The sequence below is a fragment of the Paraburkholderia sp. GAS41 genome, from assembly GCF_050436545.1.
In the GTDB taxonomy this organism is placed as follows: Bacteria; Pseudomonadota; Gammaproteobacteria; order Burkholderiales; family Burkholderiaceae; genus Paraburkholderia.
Window position 1 is genome coordinate 160,823 of the sequence record NZ_JBNDMK010000008.1, and the last position, 26,235, is coordinate 187,057.

Here is a 26,235-nt window from a genome sequence, read left to right on the forward strand (position 1 = left end):
CTTTGAGTCGATACGCTACGGCCGCCAGAGGCGGAAAGCGTGCAGGCGAAAGTGCAAGCTGCTGTCAGAAGTCGGCGACTTTGCCCCACACCGATTTTTCGAACCGCTCCGGACGGTAAGGCGCGGGATCGACAATCGGCGTCGCGCTGGTGACCAGATCCGCCACCAGGTGACCGCATCCCGGCCCAATGCCGAAACCGTGGCCGCTGAGTCCGGCGGCCAGCACGAAGCCAGGCAGCGACTGTACTTCGCCGATGGCGGGGATGCCGTCCGGCGTCATGTCGATATAGCCGGCCCAGGAAGCGGCCACGCGTGCTTCGCCGATCACCGGGCAGAGCTCGATTGCGCGCCTGTGAATCTCGTTGAGGGTGGCTTGATCGACACCGGGGTCCAGCACGCGCATCTTTTCCATCGGCGTGGGCTGATCGAGCCGCCAGCGGTTCATGCCTTCATGGCCGGCGCGCACGCCTTCGAGACCGCCCGGGCTGAGACTGCGCCAGCGACGCGCGACCATCGGCAGAAAGTCCTTTGCATAGCGGGCTTTTTGCAGCGTAGGGTCCAATTTTCCCAGCCCGCTGATGGCGAGGGAATACGCCTCGTCGCCGCGTCGCGTGATGGTGATGTCCTTGGTGTGCAACGCGTCCGGTAACGTGCCGCGTGCGAGCGAGACAGACATGACCGACGCGCGAATGGTGGCCTGCGGCAAGCGGATGCCGAGTTGCCGGCAAAAGGTCGAGGCCCACGCGCCGCCCGACAGCACCGCGATCTTCGTGCGGATCACGCCGTGCTCGGTCACCACACCGCTAACCCGGCCGCCCTCGGTTTCGATGCCGCGTGCCGCGCAGTTCTGGTGCACCGTGCCACCCAGCCTGATGATGCTGCGCGCGACAGCCGGCGCGGCGTTGGCCGGGTCGGCGGTGCCGTCGGTCGGCGCAAACACGCCGCCTTTCCAGTGGCGCCCGGTCGCGGCGGCACGCTCGTTGGCCTGCTTGCTGCCGAGTACCTCGGTCCTGACGCCAGCGGTGCGTGCGAATTCGCACCAGCGCGTCCATCCTCCGAGTTCGTCGTCGTCATTGCTCAGGTACAGCAGACCGCTGCGGCGAAAGCCGGCGGATTCACCGGATTCGTCCTCGAACTGCTGCCACAGACGCAAGCTTTCGGTCGCGATCGGCAATTCGCGCGCATCGCGGTTCTGTTGCCGGCACCAGCCCCAGTTCCGGCTGGATTGCTCGCCGCCGACGCTGCCTTTTTCGATCAGCGCGACTTTGACGCCACGCCTCGCGAGAAACCATGCGGTGAATACGCCGACGATGCCCGCGCCTATCACGACGACATCGGCGCTATCGGGCAGCGTCGGGGTGGTATCAATGAGGGTCAACGGTACGCGCATCGGTTAGCGCTCCTTCATGAGTCGCGTGTCGGGTCGAACGGGGTGTTGGAGCATCTAGAGCATCGCCTGGCTCACGAGCCCATACAAGCGGTAGACCGGATCGGGTGCGCCTTGATGCTCGATGGCGGGGGCATTGCGGACCATCCTGATCGTGGTATCGACGCATTTCAGTCCTTGCGCGGCCAGCCAGTCGGTCAGACTCGCGCCCGCCGGCACGTCGATTCGAATGAATTCGCCTTCGCGGCGGTTCAGCCAATAAGCAATCAAGGCTTTCGCACGAAGATCGTCGGGCGAGCCCATCGCGACCATCGGGCCGATGACGAGGCCTCTGCCAAAGGGTCGCAGGATCGAAAATCCAATGATCTCTTTGTCGCGCTCCAGCACTACGGTGTCGCCCGTTTTCAGCAATGCGGACACCATCGCGTTCCGCTCGAGGCCCGAAGCGCGCGTCGCGAGTTCGATGAGGGCAGGGAAGTCGGCGGTGGTCGCGCTGCGCAGTCGTTCACTGTCGGGCAAAGTGACAGGCAAAGTGTTGCCGACATTTCCCTGATGCTGGTCCAGCGAATCGCACACGCTGAAACCGAGCTTTTCGTAAAGCGGACGACCTGCCGGTGTGGCGTGCAGAAACGTGATGCGCGGCCCCAGTGCTTCGAGGACACACTCCATCAGCTTGCGGCCGATGCCGCGTCCCTGATGTTCCGGCGAGACGATCACGAGACCGAGCGACGCACGGTCCGCGCCGAACTTCCAGCACAACGCCGTGCCAATCACCACGCCGTTTTCTTCGGCGACAAATCCCGTGCCTTGCTCCGCGGCGAACTGCCAGTCTTCGGCGCGGTGCGGCCAACTGAAGGCAGCCGACAAACCACGCGCCACCGGAATATCCGCCGGGGTGAAGCTTCGATAGTGAAGCGCTTGCGTTGAAGGCGTAGCGCTGACGGCACAATCAGGGTTCATTAGAATTCCTTCCCAATGCTGGACTTCAGATCTCGGACTTCAGCGAGCCGAGATCGATCACAAACCGATATTTAACGTCGCTTCGGAGCATCCGCTCGAAGGCTTCGTTGACCTGTTGAATATCGATCATTTCTATTTCGCACGTGATGCCATGCTCGCCGCAAAAATCGAGCATGGCTTGCGTTTCGGCAATTCCGCCGATGAACGAGCCCGCCACCGATTTCCGTTTGGAGACCATCGGCGACGAATTCAGCGCCGGTTCGAGCGGGCCGAAATAGCCCACGAGCACCAGCGTGCCGCCTGAATCGAGCGTGGCAACGTAAGGATTGAGGTCGTGCTGATACGGAATGGTGTCGATAATCAGATCAAAGCGGCTTTTTGCCGCGTTCATCTGCTCGGCATCGCTCGACAGCACGACATCGCAAGCGCCGAGCGCGCAGGCATCCGCCTCTTTGCCCGGCGATCGCGTGATCAGGGTCACTTCTGCGCCCATCGCGCTGGCCAGCTTGATCGCCATATGACCGAGGCCGCCCAGGCCGATGACGGCCACCCGTGACCCCACGCCAACGTTCCAGTGCCGCAACGGCGAATACGAGGTGATGCCCGCACACAACAGCGGTGCCGCGCCCTTGAGATCGAGGTTATCCGGCATCCTGAGGACGAACTTCTCCGACACGATGATCTGGTCGGCATACCCGCCTTGCGTCCGCGATTGATCATGCCGGTCGGTATTGTTGTAGGTCGAAGTCGCACCGTTCTCGCAATACTGTTCGAAGCCATTCCGGCACGTCTTGCAGTGCTGGCAGGAATCCACCATGCAACCTACGCCTACGGCGTCGCCTACCTTGAAACGCGTCACGTCGGCGCCGAGTTCCTTGACCTTTCCGACGATCTCATGGCCCGGCACCATCGGATATCTGGCGTTGCCCCAGTTGTTGCGCGTGCTATGCAGATCCGAATGACACACGCCGCAGTACAACACCTCGATCACGACATCATTGTTTCGCGGCGTGCGGCGCTCGAAGTCGAACAGGCTCAACGGCGTCGTCGCTGAAGTGGCAGCGTATCCTCGTGCGGCACGTCCCATCTGTCTGTCCTCGATTAATCCGTGGTGAGATTGCCTGCGTCGAAAGAGGCTTGCAGTCGAGTCCGATGCGCGCGCGGATCAGGAAAATTTCGCCGGGCGCCATAGAGGCTGATCGCGTCTTCATGTTACGCGTTCACTATCGCGCGACCACGCTCGAAAAAAATTTCAAAAGAGTATGAAAACCGCGTTTAACGTGGCTCGCGCAGCATTTTATGTGGCTCGCGCTTCGATATGACGCGCCGGAGCGGCGAATCACCAGCCATAGAACCTCGGCCAGGTTTCAATCGTGCCATCTGGCATGATGGCCTGATAGGCCGGATGCTGCGCCCCCGTGGCACAGGCGTGATTGGGCAAAATGCGCAGGCGCGTTCCAAGCGGAAAGTGCGTCTCGATCTCGTGGTCCGGCGCGCCGGATCGGGAAATGATGCCGTGCTCCTGATTCGCGCCGCTCATGACATAGTCGCCCAGCACTTCGCCGTTTTCCCGACACACGGCCCCATAGCCAAAGTCGTGCTTCTGGCGTTGCGTGCCGCGATCGCGGCTCATGGCCATCCATCCCGCATCGACGATGGCCCAGCCTTTTTCGCGCTGGTGGCCGATCACGGTGGTCAGGACGCTCAGCGCGATTTCCGACATCTGATTGACGCCAACGCCGTGCATGACGAGATCGAACATCACGTAGACCCCGGCGCGAACTTCGGTTACGCCTTCGAGATGTTCGGCGGACAGCGCGGTCGGCGTCGAGCCGATACTGACGACCTCGCATGGCACGCCCGCCGCACGAAGACGCTGTGCGGCGCGCACGCAGCCCGAACGCTCCTGTTCGGCAATGCGGACCAGTTCGTCGTGCGTGTCGTAGTCGTAGCTGGAGCCCGCGTGAGCGATCACACCGCCCACGTGCATGTTGCCGTCTGTGAGCGTCTGCGCGACCTTGAGGAGCAGGTCGTCATCGGGCGCGATACCCGACCGATGACCGTCCACATCGATCTCGATCCAGACTTCGAAGCTTTCCTGATGTTCCTGCCCGAAGGAAACGATGGCCTGCGCGCAGGCGATGCTGTCGGCGACGATTTTCAGCGCGCAGCCTTGCCGTCTCAGCGCCAGTGCCTGCGGCAGCCTGGCGGGCGCCATCCCCACGGCGTAGACGATGTCAAGCATGCCGCTGGCGAAGAACTGTTCGGCTTCCTTCAGCGTGGACACGGTGATGCCGCGCGCTCCTGCGTCGATCTGCGCCCGGACCACCTGTTCGCACTTGGTGGTCTTCACGTGCGGGCGAAAGCGCACGCCCAGAGCGTCCAGACGCCGCTGCATCCGCTCGATGTTGTGCTTCATGCGCGCGACATCAATCAGTGCTGCGGGGGTGTTCAACGACGGCAAATCCATCTGCGGCTCCTCGCTGCGATTCTGTGCTTCAGTGGTGTGCTGGCATCGGCTGGGTGCCGTGCGGATGGAAACCACTATAGGAGAGCAGAGCCAGCGTGTGATTAACGAAGCATAAAGCGATCGTTAAGGCCAGTTAAATGGAGCGGCCATCACGTCATTTGCGCCAGGGGACGGGGTCGAAGGCTCGTTTGGCGGTTTCGAGAAAGACGGACTGGCGGATCGTCAAGCCGTGACGCGTGGGCGTCAGGGCCATGATGGGGGCCGCTTCAAGCCGCCATGCCGGCAATACGCGCTTGAGTTTTCCCGTCGCGATCAGCCGCGCGGCATCCCATTCGGATCGCTCGACCATGCCGAGGCCGTCGACGGCCCAGTCGCTGACGACCGTGCCGTCGTTCGACGACAAGGCGCCGTCCAGCCGGATCGTGACCGACTTGCCGCCGCGTTTGCCGTCGGCTTCGGATTGGGTGAAGCGCAGGCGGGTCACGTCGTCGTCGTTCTCGCGCAACGTCAGCCAGTCGTACTGTGTGAGTTGGGACGGATGGTCGAGCTTCGACAGACGGCGCGCGAGGGACGGACTTGCGCAAAGAAAGCGCTCGTTGGGCGCGAGGTAGTGTCCGACCCACGACGACCCCTTGAGGTTGCCGATGGACACGACCACGTCGGCACCCGCTGCTGCCGTGAGCGGACTGTCGGACAGGATCAGCGAAATCGCGAGATTCGGATGCGCGCGGTGCAGGTCGCGAAGCAGCGGCGCGACATGGGCGCGCCCAAAGCCAAACGGCGCGACCACGCGCAAATGACCGCCGACGCCGGCTGTCTCGCCGGAGACTCGTGACGCAATCGACTCGATCCGCTCGAGGATCTCGAGCGCTTCCTGAACGAGTTGCTGGCCCTCATGGGTGAGCGAGATGCCTCTCGCTTCGCGCGTCACGAGTCGAACGCCCAGCCGTGCTTCGATGCGCTGCAAACGTACCGTGACGGCGGGCGGTGTGAGGTTCAGCATCCGCGCCGCCGCGGCGAGTGACTGTGACGCACCGAGAGCGCGAAACAGTCGCATGTCATCCAGATCGATCATTAAGCAGCCGTTAAGGGAAAGCAGGTTAGGTATTAAACCTCGGGAAAAGGCATTTTTCCAGAGAGAAAACGCGTGAAAGAAGGGCGGAACAAGCGTGAAAAAGCCAGAACCTTCGGCCGTCTTCCCTTCGCAAGCATATCGATGCGATTCGCACCGATAGAGACGAACGCGCCGACGCTCCTCATGATCGGCCTGTCAGCAAGCCATCTTGCGGCGAATATCACACTCGGATGTATCAATATTGAAAGGTTGCTGACCTGGACTCCGGGGATCGATGGCCGGCGCGGGTACCCCTCGCGCATGCCGTACCAACAAAGCCTCGCAAAACCGCTGACGGTGCATGGTTGTCCTGAACGACGGCAATAGGCGTCATCGCGTGCCAGCGGTGAGGCTTGCCGGTAGGAGAACGCCCTTGCACGTCGACGCGTTGCGCGTGCAATGGAGATCATCATGGCCGTTTTTCAGTGGACAGGAAGTGCGAGTACAGGCGATTTCTCGACAGCCAATAACTGGTCACCCGCAGCCGGTGCGCCGCCCGGCCCCACGGACATGGCGCAGATCGAAGGCGCCGCCGTGCCGATTACAGGAACGGGCAATCCGCAGATCCTGTACATCTCAGGCACGGTCAAACTCGCGGGGCACTTCACCGCGGCCTATGGCAGCCCCGTCAATGCACAGCAGTTGACCTTGCTGCCGGGTGCCGTGCTGACTACGCCGATGCTGCACTTCGTCGTGAGTATCCAGTCGCCCGCTCCCCCGTTCGGCAATATGACGGTGGGTGTGGGCAGCGCTCTCGTGATCGCGGGAAGCCACACGCCGGACAACTACGCGATTGAAATGTCCGAACTCGGCGGATCGAACTCGAGTCTGGTGGTGGAGGGCGCAGGTGCGGTCGTCAACGGCGGCAATCTGCCGATGTCCGTGGGACAGGCCGGTCCGAGCCTGCTGACGATCAGGGACGGCGCCGTCGTGAGCGTCGGGAATGCGGACCCGCTCATCTACCCGTGGTGTCTCGTGATCGGCAATCACGCGGGGTCCAGCGGCACGGTCCAGGTGCAGCGCGCGACGCTGCTTGGGCACGGCCAGATCATCGTTGGCCGCAATGCGAGCGGAACGCTGAACGTGGACGAAGGCGGTCTGGTCGTGGCGGAGGATCTCGCGATCGGCTGGGACGCGGAAAACCCGCAAGTGCCGCCGCCGACCGGGGGTATCGGCGCGGTGACGGTCAAAGGGCGGGACGCACGGCTGATCGTCGATAACCAGCTGGAAGTCCAGCACATGGGCACCGGCTCACTGACGATCGCGGATCATGGCTTCGTGTCGGCGGGTATCAGTATTCTGGTGAACGGCACGCTATCGCTAGCGAATGGCGTGATCGATACCCAGGCGTTGGGCGTCAATGGAGGCGGGACGCTGTCGGGCCACGGGACTGTGATCGCCGCGCAGGGCATTGCCAACAACGGCGGAACGATCACGGCTGTCGGCAAACTGATCCTCATCGGCGACGTCGACAATGCTGCCATCAAGCATGGCAGTTCGATGACGGTCGCCGCCAACGGCGAACTGCAATGTTTCGGCGCCTTGACCGATGACGGCACACTGTCGCTTCAGGCGCACAGCGTGGCATCGCTCGAAGCGGTTGCAGCCGGGCAGACCATCTCGTTCGGCGGTTCGCACGCGAGGCTCGTCCTGCGAAGTCCCGGCGTGTTCGGCGGCTCGATCAGCGGCTTCGCGGCGACTCACAAAATCGTGGTGGAAGCCGAGGTGACCAGCATCGCGTTCGGTGGCGGCGAAATCACCATGAATGGGCCAGGCGGCCTCGTCGGGACACTCCTGATGAACGGCCCGTATGATCCTCCCAACCTGCACCTTGACCCGGGGTTCCCTGGCGTCATTACGGTTGCATAGTGGGCTCATAGAGCGCTTGCCTTACTTAGGGTCGCTGAGTGATTTTTCTAATCGAAGCCGCGCCGCTTCCGTTATCCTGCATACCAGCAACAATGAATCAAGCAGACGCACATGAACCGGCCGTTCCCGACAGGGCAGTTCCGTGTATGGCCGGTTGCGACCCCTCCCGCAGTTCAACCAGTAAGGCGAAGACGAGGAGCAGGATATGGCGATAACACGGCAGGTCATCACGTCACTTCAGCGCGACGGCACCGATATGCTGGGGACCAAGGGGCTGGCGGTCAAGATCGTGGATGAAAGCATCGTTTCCGGCTCGCTGCTGACGGTCGAAAGCAATCACTTTTGCGTGCTGAAGTCGCGCGGCGCAGTGCTGAATGTCTACGAGACCGGCCAGTACGCGCTGACGACGCCTGACAAGCCGCTTCTGGGCTCGATCGCGCAAGGATTCTTCGGCGGTTCCTCGCCGTGGGTTTTCGAAGTCATCTATATCAACCGTTCCAAGCTGCTGATTCGCAGCCAGGGCGTCGCGACCAGCGCCGAGATGGCCGAGATGGCGTATCAGGTTGATTACTACATTCATATCGATACCAAGGAAGCGGCGCTCGATCTGATTACGCACCTGCCGTTCAACGGCAACTTCATCGATACGCAGGAAGTCGCGGATTATGCCGGCCCTGCGATCGAACAGGCGATCAACCAGATCGTCCAGGTGACGAAAATGGAGAATATCAACGAGCATATCAACGAGATTCGCGAGTCGGTCAAGACGCATCTCTCCGACTTCCTGAGAACGTTCGGCATCATGCTGAATGACCTCAAGGTCCTGATCGTGCCGAAGGACGAACGGATGCGCGAACTCATTTCCCTGCAAGCCATTGGCCTCTCGCCGATCGAGGCAGTGCGTTACTACCTTGCACTGCGCATGGCGGAAAAGGGCCTGGTGTCGGCGCCGAATGCGGCGGCGGGCTTGCCCTTCCAGATCGGCGCTCCCGCGACTGGAATCTATCCGCTCGGACATGAAGCAGGGCTCTCGGGGAACAGCTAGCCATGGACTCCCGTTTCTACGACGAAGGTGCGCTCCGGCAAGCGGCGCTCAACCTGTTTCACGGTTGGGGCTACAACTTCTACCGCACCGAAAATCAGCTTCGCGCCGACGATCAACTCGTGCGCAGCAAGGCAGGATGGCTGCTGGGGATCGCGCGCGCCAGTGTCGAACAGGCTGAAGCCGGCTACCGGCGCGAGTTCATTGGTGCGCCAACCCGGGAGAAGCCGTTTCCGAATCCGTCGAATATGGCCGCCGCCCAGAAGCTGGAGCGCCTCGCGGGCAACATCGGCACGATCAGTGGCCGGCTTCAGTCGCAGCCGGTCCCGGAGAACGACCGGATGACGCAACGCTATCGTCAGGAGGCCGACACACTTCAGGTGTTGATCAGTTGCGACGAGCGGCTCGTGGGCCAGTGTTCATTGCTTCACGCCATGCTCGATGGGCGAAACGGTCTGTGGATGCTGGAGCATCTCGACGAAGTCGAAGACGGTTTGGCCGCGCTCCAGCAGACATTGCGCAGTCGCGAGGCTGCATTGTTCAATCGCAGCGGCTGATTCGGGCGCAATGCGCGAGGCTATGAACGGCCGCGCCTAAGAACAGGGTCGCGCTGCGCGGCTCGTCTTCAGTCAAATCGTGCCAAATAGCGCTCTCGGCCGGTCTTTGAGCGTTCCGGTCAACAGCCGTAACGCACTCACCAGTTGATCGCGGCTCGTCGCGCAGGCGAGGTTGATGCGCACGCCGTGTTCGATCTCCGAGCGATCCACGGCAAACGTCGACGAGGGCATGACCACCACGCCGCGCGCCTTTGCGTTGGCGGCAAAGTCGTCGGCACGCCATGGCGGCGGCAACTTGAGCCACACGAACATGCAGGCCGGATCGGCTTGCAGCCATTCCTGCGGCAACAGTTCACGCGCCAGATCCTGGCGCGCGCGAATTTCGGCGAGCTGCGCGTCCATGATCTGGCGCGCGGTGCCGTCCTCGATCCAGATGGAGGTGATCAGCATCGACATGGGCGCGGGCATCCATGCCGTTGTGCGAACGGCCTCTGCACACAGCGCGGAGACGTCAGGCGGACTGAGCAGATAGCCAAGCCGCAGACCGGGCGCGAGAATCTTCGAGGTCGATGCGATGTGGAACGTCAGTTCCGGACAGAGGCTCGCGATGGTCGGCAGGCGCTGCGACACCAGCGGTCCATAGACATCGTCTTCGATGATGGCCACGCCATGCCGGCGCGCGATGTCGACGAGCGCCATGCGGCGTTCGAGACTCATGGTGGTGACGGTCGGGTTCTGCAGATTCGGCACGGTGAAGATCGCCTTGACCGGCATGCGGCGACAGGCTCGCTCGACCTCGTCGGTCAGCAGGCCGTCGCGATCGCTAGGAATGCCGACGATCTCGAACTGGAACACCGGCGCCAGCGCTTTCAGTCCGTAGTAGGTCAACTGATCGGCGAGGATCACGCCGTCCGTGCCGATCAGGCTGTTGAGGACGGCATACAGGCCGTGCTGCGCGCCGCTCGTCACCACGACATGATCGGCGGAGGGCTCGAACCCGGATGCGGCCATCCAGCGGGCGCCCGCGGCGCGCGCCCATAGCGGCCCTTGCGGAGGCTGATATTCCTGCAGTTGCGGGTAGCGCGGATCGCGCGGCAATTCCGCCAGGGTGCGTGCGAGACAGTTCAGGAATTCGCCCGTGGCGGGGCGGTTCACAGTCAGATCGATCGCCGAATTGCCCGCCGTCTGCGTAGGCTCGACGCTCGGCATCGCGCCGCCCGTTACCAGCGACCCGCGCCGTGTGCTGCCGATCACGAGCCCACGCAACTGCAATTCTTTGTATGCACGCGAGACCGTCGACACGTTGATGCCCAGTTCGGTAGCGAGTTGCCGTTGCGGAGGCAGGCGGCTGCCAGGCGGATATACGCCGCTGCGGATCTCGTTTTCGATCGAACTGGACACCTCGACGTACGTGGAGCGCTTCGCCTGGGCCGGCGCGCCGTTGGCGCCTCGCGTTGCGTCTTTACCAGAAGCCATAAGAACGGGTGTCTCCATACAAAACTGGCTTTGTCCGCGATTGTGCGGAGTTGTGGCGATTCTATACCACCTGCATGGCGACGCAAACCTCGCTGACAGGCATCCAGCTTGACGACGATGCGCCATGCTGTTTTCCAGCAAGCTCCACACCAGAGACCATCCAGGGAAAATGCCAGGGCCACACAATGGCGTTTTTAATTGCACACAAAAAAATATTGTGTGAATCTAGATGCCATGGTTTGTCTGGTGGCGCGTGTCCGACACCGCCGCTGCAAAGAATTCAGGCATCTGTTACCAGGAGATTCATATGAGTTATCCACCGTCCCCCGAAGCGGGCGGCACGCCGAAACTCGGCGGCGCCCTGCGCCAGCGCCACGTCACGATGATTTCGCTCGGCGGCATCATCGGCGCCGGGCTGTTCGTCGGCAGCAGCGCGACGCTCGGCACGGTCGGCCCGGCGGCCTGCGTGTCGTACCTCGTGGCCGGAATCGTCGTATTGATGGTGATGCGCATGCTCGGCGAGATGGCGCTTTCGGTGCCGGGCGTCGGCTCGTTCACCGAATACGCGCGGATCGGCCTTGGCAACTGGGCGGGTTTCACCAGCGGTTGGCTCTACGGGTACTTCTGGGTCATCGTGGTCGCCGTGGAAGCGGTGGCGGGGGCGGCGATCCTGCAGCGCTGGATTCCCGCGCCGGTGTGGGTGATCGGGCTGGTGCTGCTGTCGCTCATGACGTTCATCAATCTGCTGTCCGTGAAATCGTATGGCGAATTCGAGTTCTGGTTCGCGTCGATCAAGGTCGCGGCGATCATCGTTTTTATCGCGGTGGGCGCCTCGTATCTGTTCGGCTTTGGCCATACCGGCAGCGCCATCGTCAATCTGACCGGCAATCGCGGTTTCATGCCGTTCGGCGCGATGTCCATCTTCGCGGCGGTGCCGACGGTGATCTTTGCGGTGGGCGGCGCCGAGATCGCCACGATCGCCGCCGCCGAATCGGACGATCCGGCCAAAAGCGTCGCGGCAATGACGCGCTCGGTCATCCTGCGGGTCATGACGTTCTACGTGGGATCGATGTTCCTGATTGCCTGCATCGTGCCATGGGGCAGTATCGTCACGGGACACTCACCGTTCGTGGCCGCGCTGGAAACCATGCGGATTCCCGGCGCTGCCGACATCATGAACGCCATCGTGCTGGTCGCCGTGCTGTCCGCGCTCAACTCGGGGCTATACGTCTCGTCGCGGATTCTGTTCCGTCTCGCAGAGCGTGGCGACGCGCCGAAGTCGCTGTTGAAGCTGACGTCGAACAAGGTGCCGCGTCTCGCGGTGCTGCTGAGCAGCGTAGTCGGCTATATGGCGATCATCGCGGCCATTGTGTCGCCGCAAGGGGTGTTTCTGTTTCTCGTGAATGCGTCCGGCGCGGTCATGCTGTTCGTCTATCTCGCGACGGCGCTGGCGCAAATCCGCATTCGCCGCCGCATCGAAGCCACCGCGCCCGAGCGTCTGTCCTTGAAGATGTGGCTGTTTCCGTGGCTGTCGTATGCGGTGGTGGCGGCGATTGTCGGTGTACTCGTCGCGATGGGTGCGGATGCCTCCCTGCGGCCGCAATTGATGGCGAGCCTCGCGAGTCTGGCGGTGGCGTCCATCGCTTATCTGCTGGCGGCAAAACGCCAGCAGGGCGAGGCGACCGCGACGGGTTTTCGTGCGCCGCTTGGCAAACATGCATTGGCGGGGCGCAAGTAGATGTCTGAGATCGCCATCGTGGGAGCGGGATTCATCGGCCTTGCCAGCGCCGCGGCGCTGATGCGGGATGGCCACCGCGTGACGTTGTTCGATCCGGCCGGCGTGGGGCAGGGCGCGTCGTTCGGTAATGCAGGGACCTTCGCGCATTACGCCTGCATCCCGGTCAACAACCCGTCCGTGTTCCGCGATTTACCCCGTTTTCTGTTATCGAACGACAGCCCGTTCCGCCTGCGCTGGGGATATCTGCCGCACCTCGCGCCCTGGCTCGCGCGCTTCATGATGAGTTCGCTGCCGCGCCGCTATGCGGCGAGTGCGGGTGCCTTGGCCACCTTGCTCGGCCACGCGCAGGACGGTTACGCGCCGATCCTCGCGGCGCCGGCACTGGCGCGTTTCGTCCGGCAGCGCGAGTGTCTCTATCTGTATTCCAACGCCAGTTCGTTCGATGCCGCGCGTCCGGCTCTCGATCTGCGTAAGACACTCGGCGTCGCGTTCGAGGTGCTCTCAGGCGACGACATCTGCGCGCTCGAACCGTCGCTCGCGCCGATTTTCGAACGCGGCGTGCTGTTCAGCGACAGTTGGCACTTCTCCGATCCGCAAGGCTTTTTGCAGGCGCTTTTTGACCAGCTCGCGACCGAGGGGCTGAAACTGGAGCGCGCGACCGTGGGCGCGGTGCAGGCCAGCGCACAGGGCGCCAGCCTCACCGTGGATGGCAAGACGCGCAGCTTCAGCCACGTCGTCATCGCCACCGGTGCGCGATCCGCGCAGTTCGCCAGACAATGCGGCGACGTGGTGCCGCTCGATACCGAGCGCGGTTATCACGTGCGCTACCCAGGCGCGCAGCAGCTGATTTCGCGCCCGGTTGGCTGGGCCGAACGCGGCTTCTACATGACGCCGATGAGCGACGGCATTCGGGTCGCGGGGACCGTCGAACTGGCCGGCTTCGGCGAAACGCGCAATCGCTCGCTGCTCGACCTGCTGACGTTTTCGTCGAAGCGGGCGTTGCCTGGCCTGGACGAACCCGACACCAGCTGGCTCGGCTTTCGTCCGACGCTGCCGGACGGTGTGCCCGTGCTGGGCCGTTCGAGCGCCAGCGAGCGCGTGATCTACGCGTTCGGTCATCAGCATCTTGGCTTGACGCTGGCGGGTATCAGCGGACGCATCGTTGCCGACCTGGTCGCGCAACGCGCGCCCCCGTTCGATCTTGCGCCGTACGCGGCGACGCGATTTCAGGTTGCGGCTCACGCCGCTTAACGTAGTCACATCTCGCAAGGAGTGCATCATGAATCGTCGCTATTGGCTGTTGAGTTTGGCCGTCTGCGCGCTGGGCACGCAAATGGCGCCGTCGTGGGGTGCCGATCCGGAAGTCGTCAAGATCGGCTTTGTCGGACCGTTGACTGGTCCGGTGGCCCGCGTCGGCAAGGATTTGCAGTACGGCGCGCAACTGGCGCTCGACGAAGAGAATGCCAGGCATCCGACCGTGGGCGGCAAGCCGGTCACCTTCGTGCTGGATGTTCAGGATGACCAGGGAGACCCGCACGTGGCGGTGCAGGTTGCGCAGAAACTGGTCGATGACGGCGTGGTGGGCGTGATCGGCCACTACAACTCAGGATGCAGCATCCCGGCTTCGGCGGTGTACCACCAGGCGGGTTTGGCGATGATCACCCCGGGTTCGACCAATCCGGACCTGACCAGGCAGGGCTTCAAGAACGTGTTCCGGACCATGGGCCACGACGGCATCGGCGGCGTGGTGGCGGGCCATTTCGTGGTCGAGCAGATGAAGGCCAAGCGTATCGCCATCATCGACGACCGCACCGCGTTCGGCGAAGGGCTCGCCAATGCCTTCGAAAAAGGCGTCAAGGAAGCGAACGGCAACGTGGTGGATCGCGAGTTCACCAACGACAAGGCGGTCGATTTCCGCTCCATTCTGACCACGCTCAAGAGCAGGAATGTCGACCTGATTTTCTTCGGCGGACTGGATGAGCAGGGCGCGATGCTCGTCAAGCAGATGCGCTCATTGGGGATGAACGCGCAACTGTTCGGTGCAGGCGCCTTGAAGAGCAATGCGTTCCTGCAGATCGCCGGCACGGCGGGGGATGGTACGCAGGATCTGGAACCGGGACCGGCGCTCGACAAGCTGCCGGCCGCGCAGGAGTTCGGCAAGCGCTACAAGGCGCGCTTCAATCAGGATGTCGAACTGTACGCGCCTTTTGCCTATGACGCCGCGCTTGCGCTCATCAAGGCGATTCACAGCGCCGACTCGCTCGACCGCGCGAAGATCGTCGACAATTTGTCGAAAGTCACGCTCAACGGCGTGACTGGCAAGATCACCTTCGATCCCTACGGAGACCTGATCAAGCCGCCCTACACGCTGTTCCAGGTCGAGCAGGGCCAGTGGAAGAGCGTCAAGACTGTCGGTGGCAGCGGCGCGTAATGCTTTCCGGATCTCAGGCAAGGTTGCAACCATGAACTTCCGCGAAACCATTGGCGCACGCAGCTATCGCTTCGAGGGGCTCGCCACCCTGCTCGCCAAGGCGAGCCCGCGCCGCTCCGGGGACGAACTGGCCGGTCTCGCCGCCGCCTCGGAAGAAGAGCGGGTGGCGGCGAAGCTGGCACTCGCGCAGGTGCCGCTCGCGGCGTTCCTGAACGAGGCGCTGATTCCCTACGAAAGCGACGAGGTCACGCGCCTCATCATCGACACCCATTCGGTCGAGGCATTCAAGGAGATCTCGCATCTGACGGTGGGCGATTTTCGTAACTGGTTGCTGGCCGATACCACGGGTACGGCTGCGCTCACGCGCATTGCCGCAGGCCTCACGCCCGAGAGGGTGGCCGCGGTCTCGAAGCTGATGCGTCGTCGGGCGTGCGCCCCGATCTGGTGTTCGTGCTGGCGGACGGACTGTCTTCAAGCGCGGTGACGTTGCACGCCATCCCACTGATGGAGCGAACCATCGCCCGCCTGGAAAACTGGCATGTCGGCCCGGTCGTCGTGGCGACCCAGGCGCGCGTGGCAATCGGCGATCAGATCGGCGAGCTGCTGCATGCCGGCCTCGTGGCGGTGCTGATCGGTGAACGTCCAGGGCTGAGTTCGCCGGCAAGCCTCGGCGTATATCTGACGTATCGTCCAGCCGTGGGACGCAACGACGCGGAACGCAACTGCATTTCCAATGTACGCCCCGAAGGATTGGGCCACGACGCGGCCGCATTCAAGCTCGTGCATCTGCTCGAGGCTGCGCGTCGCCGCGCGCTCACGGGGGTTGGGTTGAAGGACAACAGCGTCTGGCAGGCTGAGGCGCCGTCGGTGGTTGACGATGCGCGATAGTCTGCTTGGAGATCGCGCAGGCGCGTTTGTGTGGCGTTCGTCACGACAAGCGCGCCTGAGCAACGAATGACGATCGGCAATCGAAACGCCATGAAGTCGTCGTTGCCAAGGATTCGCGAGCGCGTTTAGCGGGTTCAGCGCGCGGCGGCTTCGACTCGCGGCAGCATCGACGCCAGCACGTCCGCAAGCAGCGTGGTCCCAAAACGGCGTTCGCCAACCCCATCTTCAACGTCGATACGGCCATTGTTATGCGCGTCGTAGAGGTCCGTAGTCAACTGGGCGTGATTGAGACTGAGTCCCGCGCGTAACAGCATCGGCGTCCACGCTTCGCGCGGCAACGCCTGCGCCGCGACGGTGCGTCCGCTTAGCGCGCTGAGTGTGCGCGCGACATCGAGCGCGCTGACCCGCGCCGGGCCTTCAATGCTGACGATACGCGGGGAGATATCGCCGTCCGGGTCATCGTCGATTAGCAGGTCGGCGGCGAGGCGCCCCACGTCCTGTGCGGCGACGGTCGGAAACCGTTTCTCCAGCGGATGATGCAGGCTCGGCAGCAAGCCGGCCGTCAGCGCGGCCGGGATCACGCGGCCCCAGTTGTGCATATGTTCCGCCGCGCGCAGGAACGTCAAATGGCTCGGCACGGACCGCAACTGAGCTTCGAGTTCATGAAACAGCAACGTGATGCCGGTGCCGCGATCCTGCTCCGCGCCGTAGTCGGACAGCGCCAATATCCGGGGCGGGGGATTCGTGCGCAAGACGTCGGCTGCGGTGTCGATCATGTGTCGCATTGTGTTTGCAAGGTGAGAATCGGCGCGCGGAACCGGACAGAGAATCTGCACGGCGTGCGCACCTTCGATTGCTTCGGCGACGGATGTGCGGTCGGCGAGATCGGCAATCGCGATCTCGCAGCCTAGTGACGCAAGCTGCGTGCCTTGCTGCTCACGACGAACTACGGCCCGTACTGCGCGACCGGCCTGGCGCAAGCGGACCGCGGTGGCGTAACCGACATTGCCTGATGCTCCAAAGACGACGAACACGTTGTGCTCCTTGTGGATAGGGTTTCCCCATCATAGAAGCGCGTTGCGGGCGGGGCGCGCAGAGATGGATTGCCATGAGCAGATCCGGATGAGCGTTTTGCGCGTTCGATGCGGCGCACGCGGCACCTGATGCAACACTGCGGAAAACGACGCACAATGCAGTCGATGTCTGTCGCCACGGTGGAGGAACTGCCATGAACGCTGTGATTCCGATTCCTGCGCCGCATTCAGGCACTCGCATCCCGCTGCGCTCGAGCGCCGGGCTCGGCTGGCAGGGCTTCGGCGCGGAGCTGGTCAGCGTGGCGGCCGGGGTGCACCGGATCCCGGCGCAGCAGCATCACCGGGTTGGCATTCATGTGGGGACGCCGGTCCAGGCGCATTGCTTTTGCGACGAGCGGCGCCACGTGCGCCTGCAATCGCCCGGCGACACGGATGTGATTCCCGCAGGACTGGATGGTCAATGGGCCGATGATTCCCATTGCACGATCTTCAGCGTGTGGTTTGCCGAGGCGTTCGTGCGCGCCACCTTCGAACAGATGGCATTGCGCGAAAGTCTGGCGCAAATCCGCCCGCAGTTTCAGATGCGCGATGCGCGGTTTCAACATCTGGCGTGGGCCTTGCGCGCCGAACTGGAGGCGGATGATGCGTCCGATCCGCTGTATGCGGAGAGTCTCGGTACCGCGATGATCGTCCGGCTGGCCGAGAGGGCGCCGGCGCTAGAGGGGAAGCGAAGCAAACGGCTCGCGCCGCGGACGGCCGCGCGGGTGGTGGAGTTTGTCGAAAGCAACCTGGACCAGCGCCTCACGTTGAGCGAACTGGCTGCGCTGGCGAACCTGAGCGTGCCGCATTTCAAGGTGCTGTTCCGGGAGACGCTGGGTGTACCGGTGCATCAGTATGTCGTGCAGCGGCGCGTCGAGCGGGCGCGCACGCTGTTGTTGCAGGGTGGATCAAGCGCGAGCCAGGTGGCGCTGGAAGCCGGGTTCGCGCATCAGAGCCATATGGCGCATTGGATGGGCCGGTTGTTGGGGGTGACGCCGCGGGAGTTGGTGAGGGGTGGGCGTATTGTGGCAGCGGGGCCTGCCGCTGCGGATGACCGGGATCTCAGACCGAGGAACGCGCCGCGCAACAGTTCGGTGTCCGGATCATAGCGGATGCCGGGACGATGATCGTTGATGGCAGCGATGTTCAGGATCATCTGACTTAGCCCCCCTTCGCCGTCAACTGCGCATAAACATCATGCGAAAGCTGCAACAAAACCTTGCGGTCGATCCCTCCCGAAACCGCGTACCCATAATCCCCATCCACCCAGTAGAACACGTTCACCGGCCCGTCCTGATACAGCTTGAACGCGGTCGTGTTCGAATTCACCTTCCGATGTGAAATACACAGCGTGACCCGTTCATCGCCGGGTCCGCGATACATGAACTGCGCCACCGGACCATCGGCGCCAGGCAAAATCCGCCCGCCGCTCAGCTCGAAGCCGCTCTTGTTGAGCAGCGGCGCATGGACATCGGTGCCGAGCTTGTTCGACAGCCATTGCACGAAATCCTGATCGTGGTCCGTACCGGCGCTATCCGGCACTTGCACCGCAGGCATGTACACCACGTGCGCCACCGCCGCCTGCCGGGCGAGCTCATCCGACGCATCGGCACTGACAGGGCGCGTATCCGCAGGGTTGCCGCCCATATTCATGGAGGTCGCCGTCGAACCCGGCACATCCTTGCCCATCTGCGTCCCGACGCCAATACCGACACCCAGCACCAACGCAGCCGCCATGCCCGCGAACTGCGGCCAGTTCGCCGCGTCGAGCCAGCGGCGCTTCGGTGCTGGCGGCTGGAGCCGCTTGGGCACCGGCTCGCTCAACACGCGGTCATAGCGCTCATGAAACAGGTTGTTCAGCGAAAAATAATCGCTGACCCGCGCGGCCAGCTCCGGATTCTGCTCGAGCGCGCGCTCCACCTGGGCGCGGCGCTCGTCGGACAGCGTGCCGTCGACGTACGCGTGCAGCTCTTCTTCGCCGATCGGAGTGAGTTGTTCGTTCATCGCACCACCTGTAATTTCGCGCCGGGTTGTGTGCCCGCCATCAAGGCCCTAAGCCGCTCACGTCCGCGTGACAGCCGCGACATCACTGTGCCGATGGGGATGTCCAGCGCCAGCGCCACGTCGGCGTAGCTCATTTCTTCCAGTCCGACCAGCAGCACCACTTCCCGTTGTTCGGTGGGCAGGCGCTGCAAGGCGTAGTCCAGATCGCGCATTTCCAGCGAACGCGTCTGGTCGGACGCCACGGCGAATTCGCTTTCGGCGACGCTGTCGTCATCCACGGACACATGCACCGCCCGCACCGACGCCTTGCGCGCCTGGTTCGCAAACACGTTGTGCATGATCGTAAACAGCCACGCGCGCAGGTCGGTGCCGGCCTGAAACAATGCTGTGCGTCCCAAGGCCCGCTCCAGCGTGTCCTGCACCAGATCGTCGGCGAGGTCCCGGTTGTTGATCAGCGCCCTTGCATAGCGCCGCAACCGCGGGACGTGCTCCATCAATTCGTCACGGATGTCCATTGCCCTTACCAGTGAGTGCCTCCAGGCCTGCCGTTTCGGGCCGGGCTCCCCGCGTGGGGACAAGAGAACCTCGGGTGACCCGGGATTTTCCTGGGAAACGTGCTGCGTCGTCCGTCCACAGGGACGCACGACGGCGTTTCAGGTGCAAACACGCCTTTTCACATTTTATTCCCGCCCTTAAACCACAGGCGGAAATTAGCATGATCGGCACTCATGACCTGCTCGGCTTTCGGCTAGCGCAGGGTCATGAAGTCGGCGGCGCGCATCAGGCCGTGGGCATCCGCCGCACCGGCCAGCACGTAGCGCTGGTGATGCGCGTTCCAGCTCAGGAGCCGCAGCGTGCCGACACGCTGCGCGCTCCACTGGGTTTGGCCGCTGACCGACCGCGAGCGTGCCACGAGCAAGACCACCGGCTGCCCCTCGGCGTTCCGGTACACGTACTCGGCGGCGCGGGCGAGCGGGCCGAGTCTCAAGGTTCGGTAGCTGACGAGGCGCATGCCGATTGGGGCGAGATTAGGGGCGCCCGGCTGAGGGGCGCCCGGCTGAGGGGCGCCTGTCGCCGCGCCCAAGTGACTGTCAGCAGCCCGTGCCAGCGCCATCACCGCGGCGTTGTTGAGCGCTTCCTCGGACACCTGCGACGCGGCCATCCAGCCGCTGGCAGCCAGCGGAGCCAGCGCCACCGCAAGAACCAATCCCAGCAAGGCGCGCCACGGACGCAGCATGACCGCGCGCATGGGCCGCTCGAACCACGTGACGAGCTTGCTACGGCCGGGCGCCGCGCGCCGCGCGCGGGCCGGCAAAGGCTCGTCGGTTGGCAGGAAGGCGTCCTGGATCTGCCGGTTCAGCTTGCCGTAAAAGGCCACCCGGCGCGCCTCGCCCGGCCGTTTGCCGAGGTACTGGCGCAAATGGGCGGCGCGTTCGGGCTCGAGAAAGCCGTCGGCATACGCCTGAATATCGGTTTCGGAGAGCGGCGGATCGTGCCGTGGGTCGATGGGATTCATGATGATCATGCCAAGAGATTGCCTGTTCACCCGCTAACACGATCCTGTCGGCGTTTATTCCATGTCCAGGTACAACGCAACCGGCGTGGCGAGACCCATGACGGCACATAACGCGATGACATCGCTTCGTGGTGACACACAAGCATCCACGCACCACTCATGAATTCGATGCCATCAGGAATAAACCTTCGGTGTCGGTGTTTGCTGCCAGGTACACCGCCTCAAAAGCCAAAGGAGTCCTTGTGAAAATACCCTCGTCCCCGCCACCTGCGCCGATTTGCGTACCGTGCCGGCTTGCCGCGATCGGCGCTGTCGTGCTGGCCATGGCCGGCGGTTTCGCCTACGTGGCCGGCTGCCTCACGCCGCATCGTCTGACCACGCATCGCATCATCGGCGCTTTCGAAGCGGATAACGGTCCTCATCCGGGCTTTCGCCGTAACCATGCCAAAGGTGTGTGCGTATCCGGCTATTTCGATAGCAATGGCAACGCCGCTGCGCTATCGAGTGCCGGCGTATTCGCGGCGGGGCGCACGCCGGTCATCGGCCGGTTCGCGATTCCAGGCGGCAATCCGTCAGCGGCTGATACCAGCGTACCGATCCGCAGCCTCGCCTTGGTGTTCACGCAGCACGATGGCGAGCAATGGCGCACCGGCATGAATTCGGTTCCGCTGTTCGCGGTTCGTACACCTGAGCAGTTCTATCAGCAACTGGTTGCCGCGAAGCCCGATCCGGCGACAGGCAAGCCGAACCCAGCCACGCTCAAGGCGTTTTATGCCGCCAATCCGGAAACGCAGCCGCTGCAGGCCTGGGTAAAAGGGCATCCGCCGTCGTCCAGTTTCGCTAATGGTTCGTACTACAGCGTAAACGCTTTCCGCTTTGTCGATGCGAAGGGTGAGGTACACGCCGTCCGCTGGGCGATGGTCCCGGAAACGCCGTTCACGCCGGTCACCGACGCGCAGAAAGCCGCGAAGAATTTCCTGGATGCCGATCTCGATCAGCGCCTGCAAAGCGGCCCGCTGCGCTGGCATCTGATCGTGACGGTGGCCGCGTTGACAGACCCGACCAACGACGCCACGCACATGTGGCCAAACGACCGGCAACAAATCGATGCCGGCACACTCGTAATCGACCACGAAACCGCGCAGGACGACGGTCCGTGCCGCGACATCACTTTCGATCCGACTGTGTTGCCAGCAGGCATCGAGACCTCGGACGATCCGCTGCTTGCCGCGCGTTCGGCGGCCTATTCGCTTTCGTATAACCGGCGCACGCGTGAAGAAGCGCTCAATCCCAACCTGCATCATCCGCAGCAAGACGGAGATCGGTCATGACACCGACGCATTCACATTTCAGCCCAGTCCAGAGGCTGCTGCACTGGACGATGGCGCTCGCGATCCTGGCGATGTTGTTCGTCGGCATCGGCATGGTCGCGACGGTCTCGCGCGCCCACAATACGTTGATCGCGCTGCACAGGCCGCTCGGCATCGCGATCCTGCTGCTGGTGCTGCTGCGCGTTGGCGTGCGTCTCAAGCGCGGCAGCCCGGCGCTGCCGGCCGATATGCCAATGCTGCAGCGGGTCGCCGCGAAGCTCTCGCATCTGGTGCTGTATGCGCTGATGCTGGGTATGCCGCTAATCGGCTGGGCGATGCTTTCGGCCGCCGGTTATCCCGTGACGATGTTTGGCGCGTTTCATCTGCCATCGATCGTGCCGCATGACATCCGTCTCTATGCGGCGTTGCGGGCGTTGCATACGTACCTCGCGCTGGCGCTGTTTCTAACCGTCCTCGCGCATCTCGCGGCCGCGTTGTTTCATGGGCTGATCCGGCGCGATGGGGTATTTTCGAGCATGGCGCGCGGTGCTGGTCGCGCGTGAAAAAAAGCACCGCTCACGTTCTTGAGCGTGAGCGGTGCCATGTCCTCTGACGGGGGAATCTGAGCGCGTGGCGGTTATCGCAGGCTTTGCATAAGCCAACCCGTGCGTTCAGCTTTTCACGCGTTCCGAGCGCGGATCGTAGGGCGCCTTCAGATGGAGTGTGGCGGGCAGCAGATCGCCGGCCACGTCGATCTCATACCGTCCGCTCGTCAGATACGCTGTATCGGCTGTTCCTTCCGGGTGGTTGACGTAACCCATTGCCACCGGGCAGCCGAACGTGTGGCCGAACGCCGCGGAACTGACGAAGCCCACGGGCTTGCCGTCGCGCAGAATCGCTTCGCCGCCCCACAGCATCCGGTCAGCCGCGCCGTCGGCGGTGAGCACTACCATGCGCCGGCGCAGCGGCTCTGCGCGCAATTTCAACAAGGCTTCACGCCCGCGGAATGGAATCTCCTTGTCCAGCTTGCAGGCAAACGCCAGACCGGCTTCGAACGGGTTCGAATCGGGCGTCAGTTCGCGGCCCCATGCGCGGTAGCCTTTCTCGATCCGCAGCGAATCGATAGCGTAGTAGCCTGCGTTGAGGAGGCCGAACGGCTTGCCTGCGGCCTGCAGCGTCTCGTAGACACCGGCGGCGAATTCGACCGGCACATAGAGTTCCCAGCCCAGTTCGCCCACATAGGTCAGCCGCGTGGCACGCACGGTGGCGTAGCCGATGTCGACTTCCCGGCTCTGGCCGAACGCAAACGCGGCATTGCTCCAGTCGGCCTTCGAAACGCTCTGCAGCAGTTCGCGGGAACGCGGTCCCATGACGGCTAGCACTGCGTACTGACCAGTGACATCCACCAGCGTGCAATGCTTGTCGTGGGGAATCAATTTCTCGATGGTGTCGAAATCGCGCGTGGTTTGCGCGGAGCCCGTGACGATCAGGTATTGCTCGTCGGTCAGGCGCGTCAGCGTGAAATCCGACTCGTACGTGCCGCGTTCGTTGAGCATGCCGGTATACACAGTCGTTCCAGCCGGTACTGCAACATCGTTGGTGACGATGCCTTGCAGCACGCTCTCGGCGTCACGTCCCTTCACGAGGAATTTCGAAAACGACGTCATGTCGAACAGCGCCACGGCTTCGCGACAGGCGCGATGTTCAGCGCCGCTCCACGGCAACCAGTTCTGCTGGCCGAAGGCGTACTCGATCTGCGCTTGCTCTGGGCTCGGCGCGAAGAAATTCGGTCGCTCCCAGCCCATCTTGCTGCCAAAACTCGCGCCTGCGTCACGGAGCATCGCGTAAAGCGGCGAGCGGCGGAACGGGCGCGCGCTATCCAGTTCGCGGTTCGGCCAGGGCATCGCATAGTGCAGCCCGAGCGTTTCCTTGACGCGATCATGCAGCCAGGTGTCGTTGCCGTTGAAGCGCGCGAAGCGGCGGATATCCACGGGCCACAGATCCATGGTGGGCGAGCCTTCCACGATCCATTCGGCCAGCGCCATGCCGGCGCCGCCGGCCGAGGCGATCCCCATCGAATTAAAGCCCGCGCCGACAAAGAAGTGCCGCAATTCGGGGGCTTCGCCGAGGATAAAGTTGTTGTCCGGCGTGAACGACTCCGGTCCGTTATAGAACTGCCGGACTTGCGCGGTTTCGAGCGCCGGCACGCGTTGCAAGGCGTTTTCCATCAGGATCTGGAATTGATCCCAGTCGTCGGGCAGCAGTTGGAATTCGAAATTCTCGGGGATGCCGTTCATGCCCCACGGCTTGGCGTTCGGTTCGAAGCCGCCCATGACGAGGCCGCCCACTTCTTCCTTGAAGTAGATGAAGCCGTCCGGGTCGCGCATCACAGGCAGATCCGGATGCACGCCGGCAATGCGCTCGGTGACGATGTAGTAGTGCTCCGCCGAATGCAGCGGCACCGTCACGCCGCACAACCGGCCCACGGCCTTCGCCCATTGACCCGCGCAGTTCACGACGATTTCCGCCTCGATCGTACCTTCTGCGCCATCCTTGCTGCGCCATGCGAGGCCGCTCGCTTCGCGGCCTCCCGACGTTGGCCGCGTATGGATTGCGCTCACACGGGTGTTCTCGACGATGCGCGCGCCGCGCGTGCGGGCGCCGCGGGCGAGGGCCTGGGTGAGGTCGGTGGGATTGGCCTTGCCGTCGCCACGCAGCCAGACCGCGCCAAGCAGGTCGTCGGTGCGCATCAACGGCCAGAGGTCGCCGGCTTCCTGCGGCCCGATGACGTCGCACGTCACGCCGTAGGCCCGGGCGATAGCGGCCGTGCGCTTGAGTTGCGTCATCCGTTCCGACGTGCGGGCGACCGAGAGCGAGCCGCATTGCTTCCAGCCGGTGGCGAGGCCGGTGTCCGCTTCCAGTTCGGCATAGAGCGCCGTGGAGTAGCGGATCAGTTTCGTCATGCTTTCCTGGGCGCGCAATTGCCCCACCAGGCCGGCGGCGTGCCATGTCGTCCCGCAGGACAGTTGGCCCTGTTCGAGCAGGACGACATCGGTCCAGCCCAGCTTCGTCAGGTGATACGCCACGGAGCAACCGACAATGCCGCCGCCGATAATCACGACGCGGGCATGTTGGGGAATAGGGGTAGACATGATTGGTTCGACGAGTGAATGTTGATATGTGTTGAAATATGTGGAATATAGTGCAGTGAAAGGCTGAAAAACGCAACGATTTCACGTAAAATTCAGGCGGAAGGGGGCGCGGCTCTGCCGCTATTCGCCGTATTGGAAGAGGTTATGCCCGCAAAAGCCGCTGAATGTGGAATTATTTTGATGTCTGTGGAATCAACTTTCCCCGCGTCGGCACCTTTGCTAGACTGTGCGCCACCTGGATCTTCGTGCCGCCCGTATGTTTTCCACACAACGCCAATCCGAAATCCTGCGCCTCGTACGGACGCAGCACACCTGCACCATTACCGAGCTGGCCGAAGTCTTCGCTGTGTCCGACGAAACCATCCGCCGCGACATCAAGCCGCTGATTGCGGAGGGTGTGCTGCTCAAGGTGCACGGCGGCGTGATGCTGCCGGACCGGCTCGAAGAGCCGCCGTTTCAGCGGCGCATGCAGGAGAATCTCGAGGCAAAGCGGGTGATTGCGGCGCGTGTGTGCGAGTGGGTGCGTGACGGCGATTCGCTCATTCTGGACGGCGGCACGACCTGCGTGCATATCGCTCAGGCGTTGTGTGCCCGTTCGCGGCTAACCATCGTCACGAATTCCGCGGAAATTGCCCGCACGCTCGCGCCGCGCGGCGATAACCGCGTGTTCATCGCGGGCGGCGAAGTGCGCGGCGACGACGTGGCGGCGTTCGGCCCCGGCACGCTGGCGTTCGTGCGCCAGTTTCACGTGCGCTACGCAATCGTCTCGGTGACGGCAATCGATACCCAGGGCCGCTTTATGGATGCGCAACCCGACGACGTGTCGTGGTCGCTGGCCGCGTTTGCGCAGGCGGAGCGGCGGGTCGTCGCGGCGGATCACAGCAAGTTCGGCCACAGCGCGCTGGTCCACGCATTTGGCTGCGATGCGCTGGATCTGCTGATCACTGACGAAGCGCCGTCGCCGGCGCTCGCCGAGGTATTCGCCGCTGCAGACCTCGAAGTGAGTGTCGGCGCGCCGGACTGCGCCGCACCAGCGGACGACGCGGCGGCCTGAACGGTCTTTCCAGCGCAGGTCGCGCGTACCCGCAAACGCGCGGGCCGGACGTGTTTCAGGTGCTGCCTGCCGCTGCCCAACGGCGATCGGTGAGCCATGCGAAAATAACCGGCTATCGGCGCGCAATGCAATCGCGGACAGGGCGGCAGGTCATCAGCGGACTAGCTGGCTGACCGGTAGCCCGCAACGTCGCC

General features: G+C 63.3%; 21 protein-coding genes and 2 pseudogenes. 12 read left to right on the forward strand and 11 right to left on the reverse strand.

Going from position 1 to position 26,235, the window contains the following annotated elements:
• Positions 1 to 64 precede the first annotated feature (64 nt).
• The 5 genes from P3T43_RS14010 to P3T43_RS14030 all read right to left on the reverse strand — a co-directional run bounded on the left by P3T43_RS14010 (position 65) and on the right by P3T43_RS14030 (position 5,892).
• Positions 65 to 1,390, reverse strand: a complete 1,326-nt coding sequence (locus P3T43_RS14010) for an NAD(P)/FAD-dependent oxidoreductase (protein WP_429281642.1) — start codon at positions 1,388 to 1,390, stop codon at positions 65 to 67.
• 54 nt (positions 1,391 to 1,444) lie between these two features.
• Positions 1,445 to 2,347, reverse strand: a complete 903-nt coding sequence (locus P3T43_RS14015) for a GNAT family N-acetyltransferase (RefSeq protein WP_429281643.1) — start codon at positions 2,345 to 2,347, stop codon at positions 1,445 to 1,447.
• Between the two features lie 25 nt (positions 2,348 to 2,372).
• Positions 2,373 to 3,434: an NAD(P)-dependent alcohol dehydrogenase gene (locus P3T43_RS14020; protein WP_429281644.1), complete on the reverse strand. Its 1,062-nt coding sequence runs from the start codon at positions 3,432 to 3,434 to the stop codon at positions 2,373 to 2,375.
• A 252-nt stretch (positions 3,435 to 3,686) separates the two neighbouring features.
• Complete coding sequence (locus tag P3T43_RS14025; protein WP_429281645.1) at positions 3,687 to 4,817, reverse strand: DSD1 family PLP-dependent enzyme; 1,131 nt, start codon at positions 4,815 to 4,817, stop codon at positions 3,687 to 3,689.
• A gap of 154 nt (positions 4,818 to 4,971) precedes the next feature.
• Entirely contained in the window at positions 4,972 to 5,892 is a 921-nt protein-coding gene (locus P3T43_RS14030; RefSeq protein ID WP_429281646.1) for a LysR family transcriptional regulator, read from the reverse strand.
• Between the two features lie 450 nt (positions 5,893 to 6,342).
• Here P3T43_RS14030 and P3T43_RS14035 point away from each other — a divergent pair, with 450 nt between their 5' ends.
• From P3T43_RS14035 to P3T43_RS14045, 3 genes are all read left to right on the forward strand, one after another.
• Entirely contained in the window at positions 6,343 to 7,800 is a 1,458-nt protein-coding gene (locus tag P3T43_RS14035) for a hypothetical protein (protein ID WP_429281647.1), read from the forward strand.
• A 205-nt stretch (positions 7,801 to 8,005) separates the two neighbouring features.
• On the forward strand, positions 8,006 to 8,845 hold the full coding sequence (locus P3T43_RS14040) for an SPFH domain-containing protein (protein WP_429281648.1): 840 nt from the start codon (positions 8,006 to 8,008) through the stop codon (positions 8,843 to 8,845).
• A 2-nt stretch (positions 8,846 to 8,847) separates the two neighbouring features.
• The gene (locus P3T43_RS14045) at positions 8,848 to 9,399 is read left to right on the forward strand and encodes a hypothetical protein (RefSeq protein ID WP_429281649.1); all 552 of its coding nucleotides are present in this window, start codon (positions 8,848 to 8,850) and stop codon (positions 9,397 to 9,399) included.
• Between the two features lie 72 nt (positions 9,400 to 9,471).
• Here P3T43_RS14045 and P3T43_RS14050 read toward each other — a convergent pair whose 3' ends face one another.
• Complete coding sequence (locus P3T43_RS14050; RefSeq protein ID WP_429281650.1) at positions 9,472 to 10,875, reverse strand: PLP-dependent aminotransferase family protein; 1,404 nt, start codon at positions 10,873 to 10,875, stop codon at positions 9,472 to 9,474.
• A 307-nt stretch (positions 10,876 to 11,182) separates the two neighbouring features.
• Here P3T43_RS14050 and P3T43_RS14055 point away from each other — a divergent pair, with 307 nt between their 5' ends.
• From P3T43_RS14055 to P3T43_RS14075, 5 genes and pseudogenes are all read left to right on the forward strand, one after another.
• On the forward strand, positions 11,183 to 12,613 hold the full coding sequence (locus P3T43_RS14055; RefSeq protein ID WP_429281651.1) for an amino acid permease: 1,431 nt from the start codon (positions 11,183 to 11,185) through the stop codon (positions 12,611 to 12,613).
• A complete protein-coding gene (locus P3T43_RS14060) occupies positions 12,614 to 13,864 on the forward strand; it encodes an NAD(P)/FAD-dependent oxidoreductase (protein ID WP_429281652.1) in 1,251 nt (416 codons plus the stop codon).
• Positions 13,865 to 13,892: 28 nt separating this feature from the next.
• Entirely contained in the window at positions 13,893 to 15,044 is a 1,152-nt protein-coding gene (locus tag P3T43_RS14065) for a branched-chain amino acid ABC transporter substrate-binding protein (RefSeq protein ID WP_429281653.1), read from the forward strand.
• A gap of 31 nt (positions 15,045 to 15,075) precedes the next feature.
• Positions 15,076 to 15,471 (forward strand): annotated as a pseudogene (eutB, locus tag P3T43_RS14070) (ethanolamine ammonia-lyase subunit EutB); the annotation flags it as partial.
• Positions 15,462 to 15,932 (forward strand): annotated as a pseudogene (locus P3T43_RS14075) (ethanolamine ammonia-lyase light chain EutC); the annotation flags it as partial. The pseudogenes eutB and P3T43_RS14075, both read left to right, overlap by 10 nt.
• Before the next feature lie 134 nt (positions 15,933 to 16,066).
• Here P3T43_RS14075 and P3T43_RS14080 read toward each other — a convergent pair.
• Complete coding sequence (locus tag P3T43_RS14080; protein WP_429281654.1) at positions 16,067 to 16,966, reverse strand: NAD(P)H-binding protein; 900 nt, start codon at positions 16,964 to 16,966, stop codon at positions 16,067 to 16,069.
• 194 nt (positions 16,967 to 17,160) lie between these two features.
• On the opposite strand from P3T43_RS14080, the gene P3T43_RS14085 reads away from it, so the two are divergent.
• Positions 17,161 to 18,114, forward strand: coding sequence for a helix-turn-helix domain-containing protein (locus tag P3T43_RS14085; RefSeq protein ID WP_429281655.1), 954 nt, complete (start codon positions 17,161 to 17,163; stop codon positions 18,112 to 18,114).
• A gap of 52 nt (positions 18,115 to 18,166) precedes the next feature.
• Here the strand turns inward: P3T43_RS14085 and P3T43_RS14090 are convergent, their stop codons facing one another.
• The 3 genes from P3T43_RS14090 to P3T43_RS14100 form a co-directional block, all read right to left on the reverse strand.
• Entirely contained in the window at positions 18,167 to 19,009 is an 843-nt protein-coding gene (locus tag P3T43_RS14090; protein ID WP_429281656.1) for an anti-sigma factor family protein, read from the reverse strand.
• Positions 19,006 to 19,524, reverse strand: a complete 519-nt coding sequence (locus P3T43_RS14095; protein WP_429281657.1) for an RNA polymerase sigma factor — start codon at positions 19,522 to 19,524, stop codon at positions 19,006 to 19,008. The genes P3T43_RS14090 and P3T43_RS14095 overlap by 4 nt, the downstream gene beginning before the upstream one ends.
• 233 nt (positions 19,525 to 19,757) lie before the next feature.
• Complete coding sequence (locus P3T43_RS14100; RefSeq protein ID WP_429281717.1) at positions 19,758 to 20,525, reverse strand: transcriptional regulator; 768 nt, start codon at positions 20,523 to 20,525, stop codon at positions 19,758 to 19,760.
• 242 nt (positions 20,526 to 20,767) lie between these two features.
• On the opposite strand from P3T43_RS14100, the gene P3T43_RS14105 reads away from it, so the two are divergent.
• Both P3T43_RS14105 and P3T43_RS14110 read left to right on the forward strand, forming a co-directional pair.
• On the forward strand, positions 20,768 to 21,856 hold the full coding sequence (locus tag P3T43_RS14105) for a catalase family peroxidase (RefSeq protein WP_429281658.1): 1,089 nt from the start codon (positions 20,768 to 20,770) through the stop codon (positions 21,854 to 21,856).
• The gene (locus P3T43_RS14110; RefSeq protein ID WP_429281659.1) at positions 21,853 to 22,398 is read left to right on the forward strand and encodes a cytochrome b; all 546 of its coding nucleotides are present in this window, start codon (positions 21,853 to 21,855) and stop codon (positions 22,396 to 22,398) included. Before P3T43_RS14105 ends, P3T43_RS14110 begins: the two co-directional genes overlap by 4 nt.
• Positions 22,399 to 22,506: 108 nt before the next feature.
• On the opposite strand, the gene P3T43_RS14115 is transcribed toward P3T43_RS14110, so the two are convergent.
• Positions 22,507 to 24,987: a GcvT family protein gene (locus P3T43_RS14115; RefSeq protein ID WP_429281660.1), complete on the reverse strand. Its 2,481-nt coding sequence runs from the start codon at positions 24,985 to 24,987 to the stop codon at positions 22,507 to 22,509.
• Positions 24,988 to 25,243: 256 nt separating this feature from the next.
• Here P3T43_RS14115 and P3T43_RS14120 point away from each other — a divergent pair, with 256 nt between their 5' ends.
• Entirely contained in the window at positions 25,244 to 26,041 is a 798-nt protein-coding gene (locus P3T43_RS14120; protein WP_429281661.1) for a DeoR/GlpR family DNA-binding transcription regulator, read from the forward strand.
• The last annotated feature ends 194 nt before the right edge of the window (positions 26,042 to 26,235 follow it).

Coding starts and splice junctions, on each gene's coding strand:
- P3T43_RS14110 (WP_429281659.1), top strand. CDS start 21,853: ATGACACCGACGCATTCACATTTCAGCCCAGTCCAGAGGCTGCTGCAC.
- P3T43_RS14040 (WP_429281648.1), top strand. CDS start 8,006: ATGGCGATAACACGGCAGGTCATCACGTCACTTCAGCGCGACGGCACC.
- P3T43_RS14085 (WP_429281655.1), top strand. CDS start 17,161: ATGAACGCTGTGATTCCGATTCCTGCGCCGCATTCAGGCACTCGCATC.
- P3T43_RS14030 (WP_429281646.1), bottom strand. CDS start 5,892: ATGATCGATCTGGATGACATGCGACTGTTTCGCGCTCTCGGTGCGTCA.
- P3T43_RS14060 (WP_429281652.1), top strand. CDS start 12,614: ATGTCTGAGATCGCCATCGTGGGAGCGGGATTCATCGGCCTTGCCAGC.
- P3T43_RS14050 (WP_429281650.1), bottom strand. CDS start 10,875: ATGGCTTCTGGTAAAGACGCAACGCGAGGCGCCAACGGCGCGCCGGCC.
- P3T43_RS14115 (WP_429281660.1), bottom strand. CDS start 24,987: ATGTCTACCCCTATTCCCCAACATGCCCGCGTCGTGATTATCGGCGGC.
- P3T43_RS14065 (WP_429281653.1), top strand. CDS start 13,893: ATGAATCGTCGCTATTGGCTGTTGAGTTTGGCCGTCTGCGCGCTGGGC.
- P3T43_RS14055 (WP_429281651.1), top strand. CDS start 11,183: ATGAGTTATCCACCGTCCCCCGAAGCGGGCGGCACGCCGAAACTCGGC.
- P3T43_RS14035 (WP_429281647.1), top strand. CDS start 6,343: ATGGCCGTTTTTCAGTGGACAGGAAGTGCGAGTACAGGCGATTTCTCG.
- P3T43_RS14015 (WP_429281643.1), bottom strand. CDS start 2,347: ATGAACCCTGATTGTGCCGTCAGCGCTACGCCTTCAACGCAAGCGCTT.
- P3T43_RS14045 (WP_429281649.1), top strand. CDS start 8,848: ATGGACTCCCGTTTCTACGACGAAGGTGCGCTCCGGCAAGCGGCGCTC.
- P3T43_RS14025 (WP_429281645.1), bottom strand. CDS start 4,817: ATGGATTTGCCGTCGTTGAACACCCCCGCAGCACTGATTGATGTCGCG.
- P3T43_RS14010 (WP_429281642.1), bottom strand. CDS start 1,390: ATGCGCGTACCGTTGACCCTCATTGATACCACCCCGACGCTGCCCGAT.
- P3T43_RS14100 (WP_429281717.1), bottom strand. CDS start 20,525: ATGAATCCCATCGACCCACGGCACGATCCGCCGCTCTCCGAAACCGAT.
- P3T43_RS14095 (WP_429281657.1), bottom strand. CDS start 19,524: ATGGACATCCGTGACGAATTGATGGAGCACGTCCCGCGGTTGCGGCGC.
- P3T43_RS14120 (WP_429281661.1), top strand. CDS start 25,244: ATGTTTTCCACACAACGCCAATCCGAAATCCTGCGCCTCGTACGGACG.
- P3T43_RS14090 (WP_429281656.1), bottom strand. CDS start 19,009: ATGAACGAACAACTCACTCCGATCGGCGAAGAAGAGCTGCACGCGTAC.
- P3T43_RS14020 (WP_429281644.1), bottom strand. CDS start 3,434: ATGGGACGTGCCGCACGAGGATACGCTGCCACTTCAGCGACGACGCCG.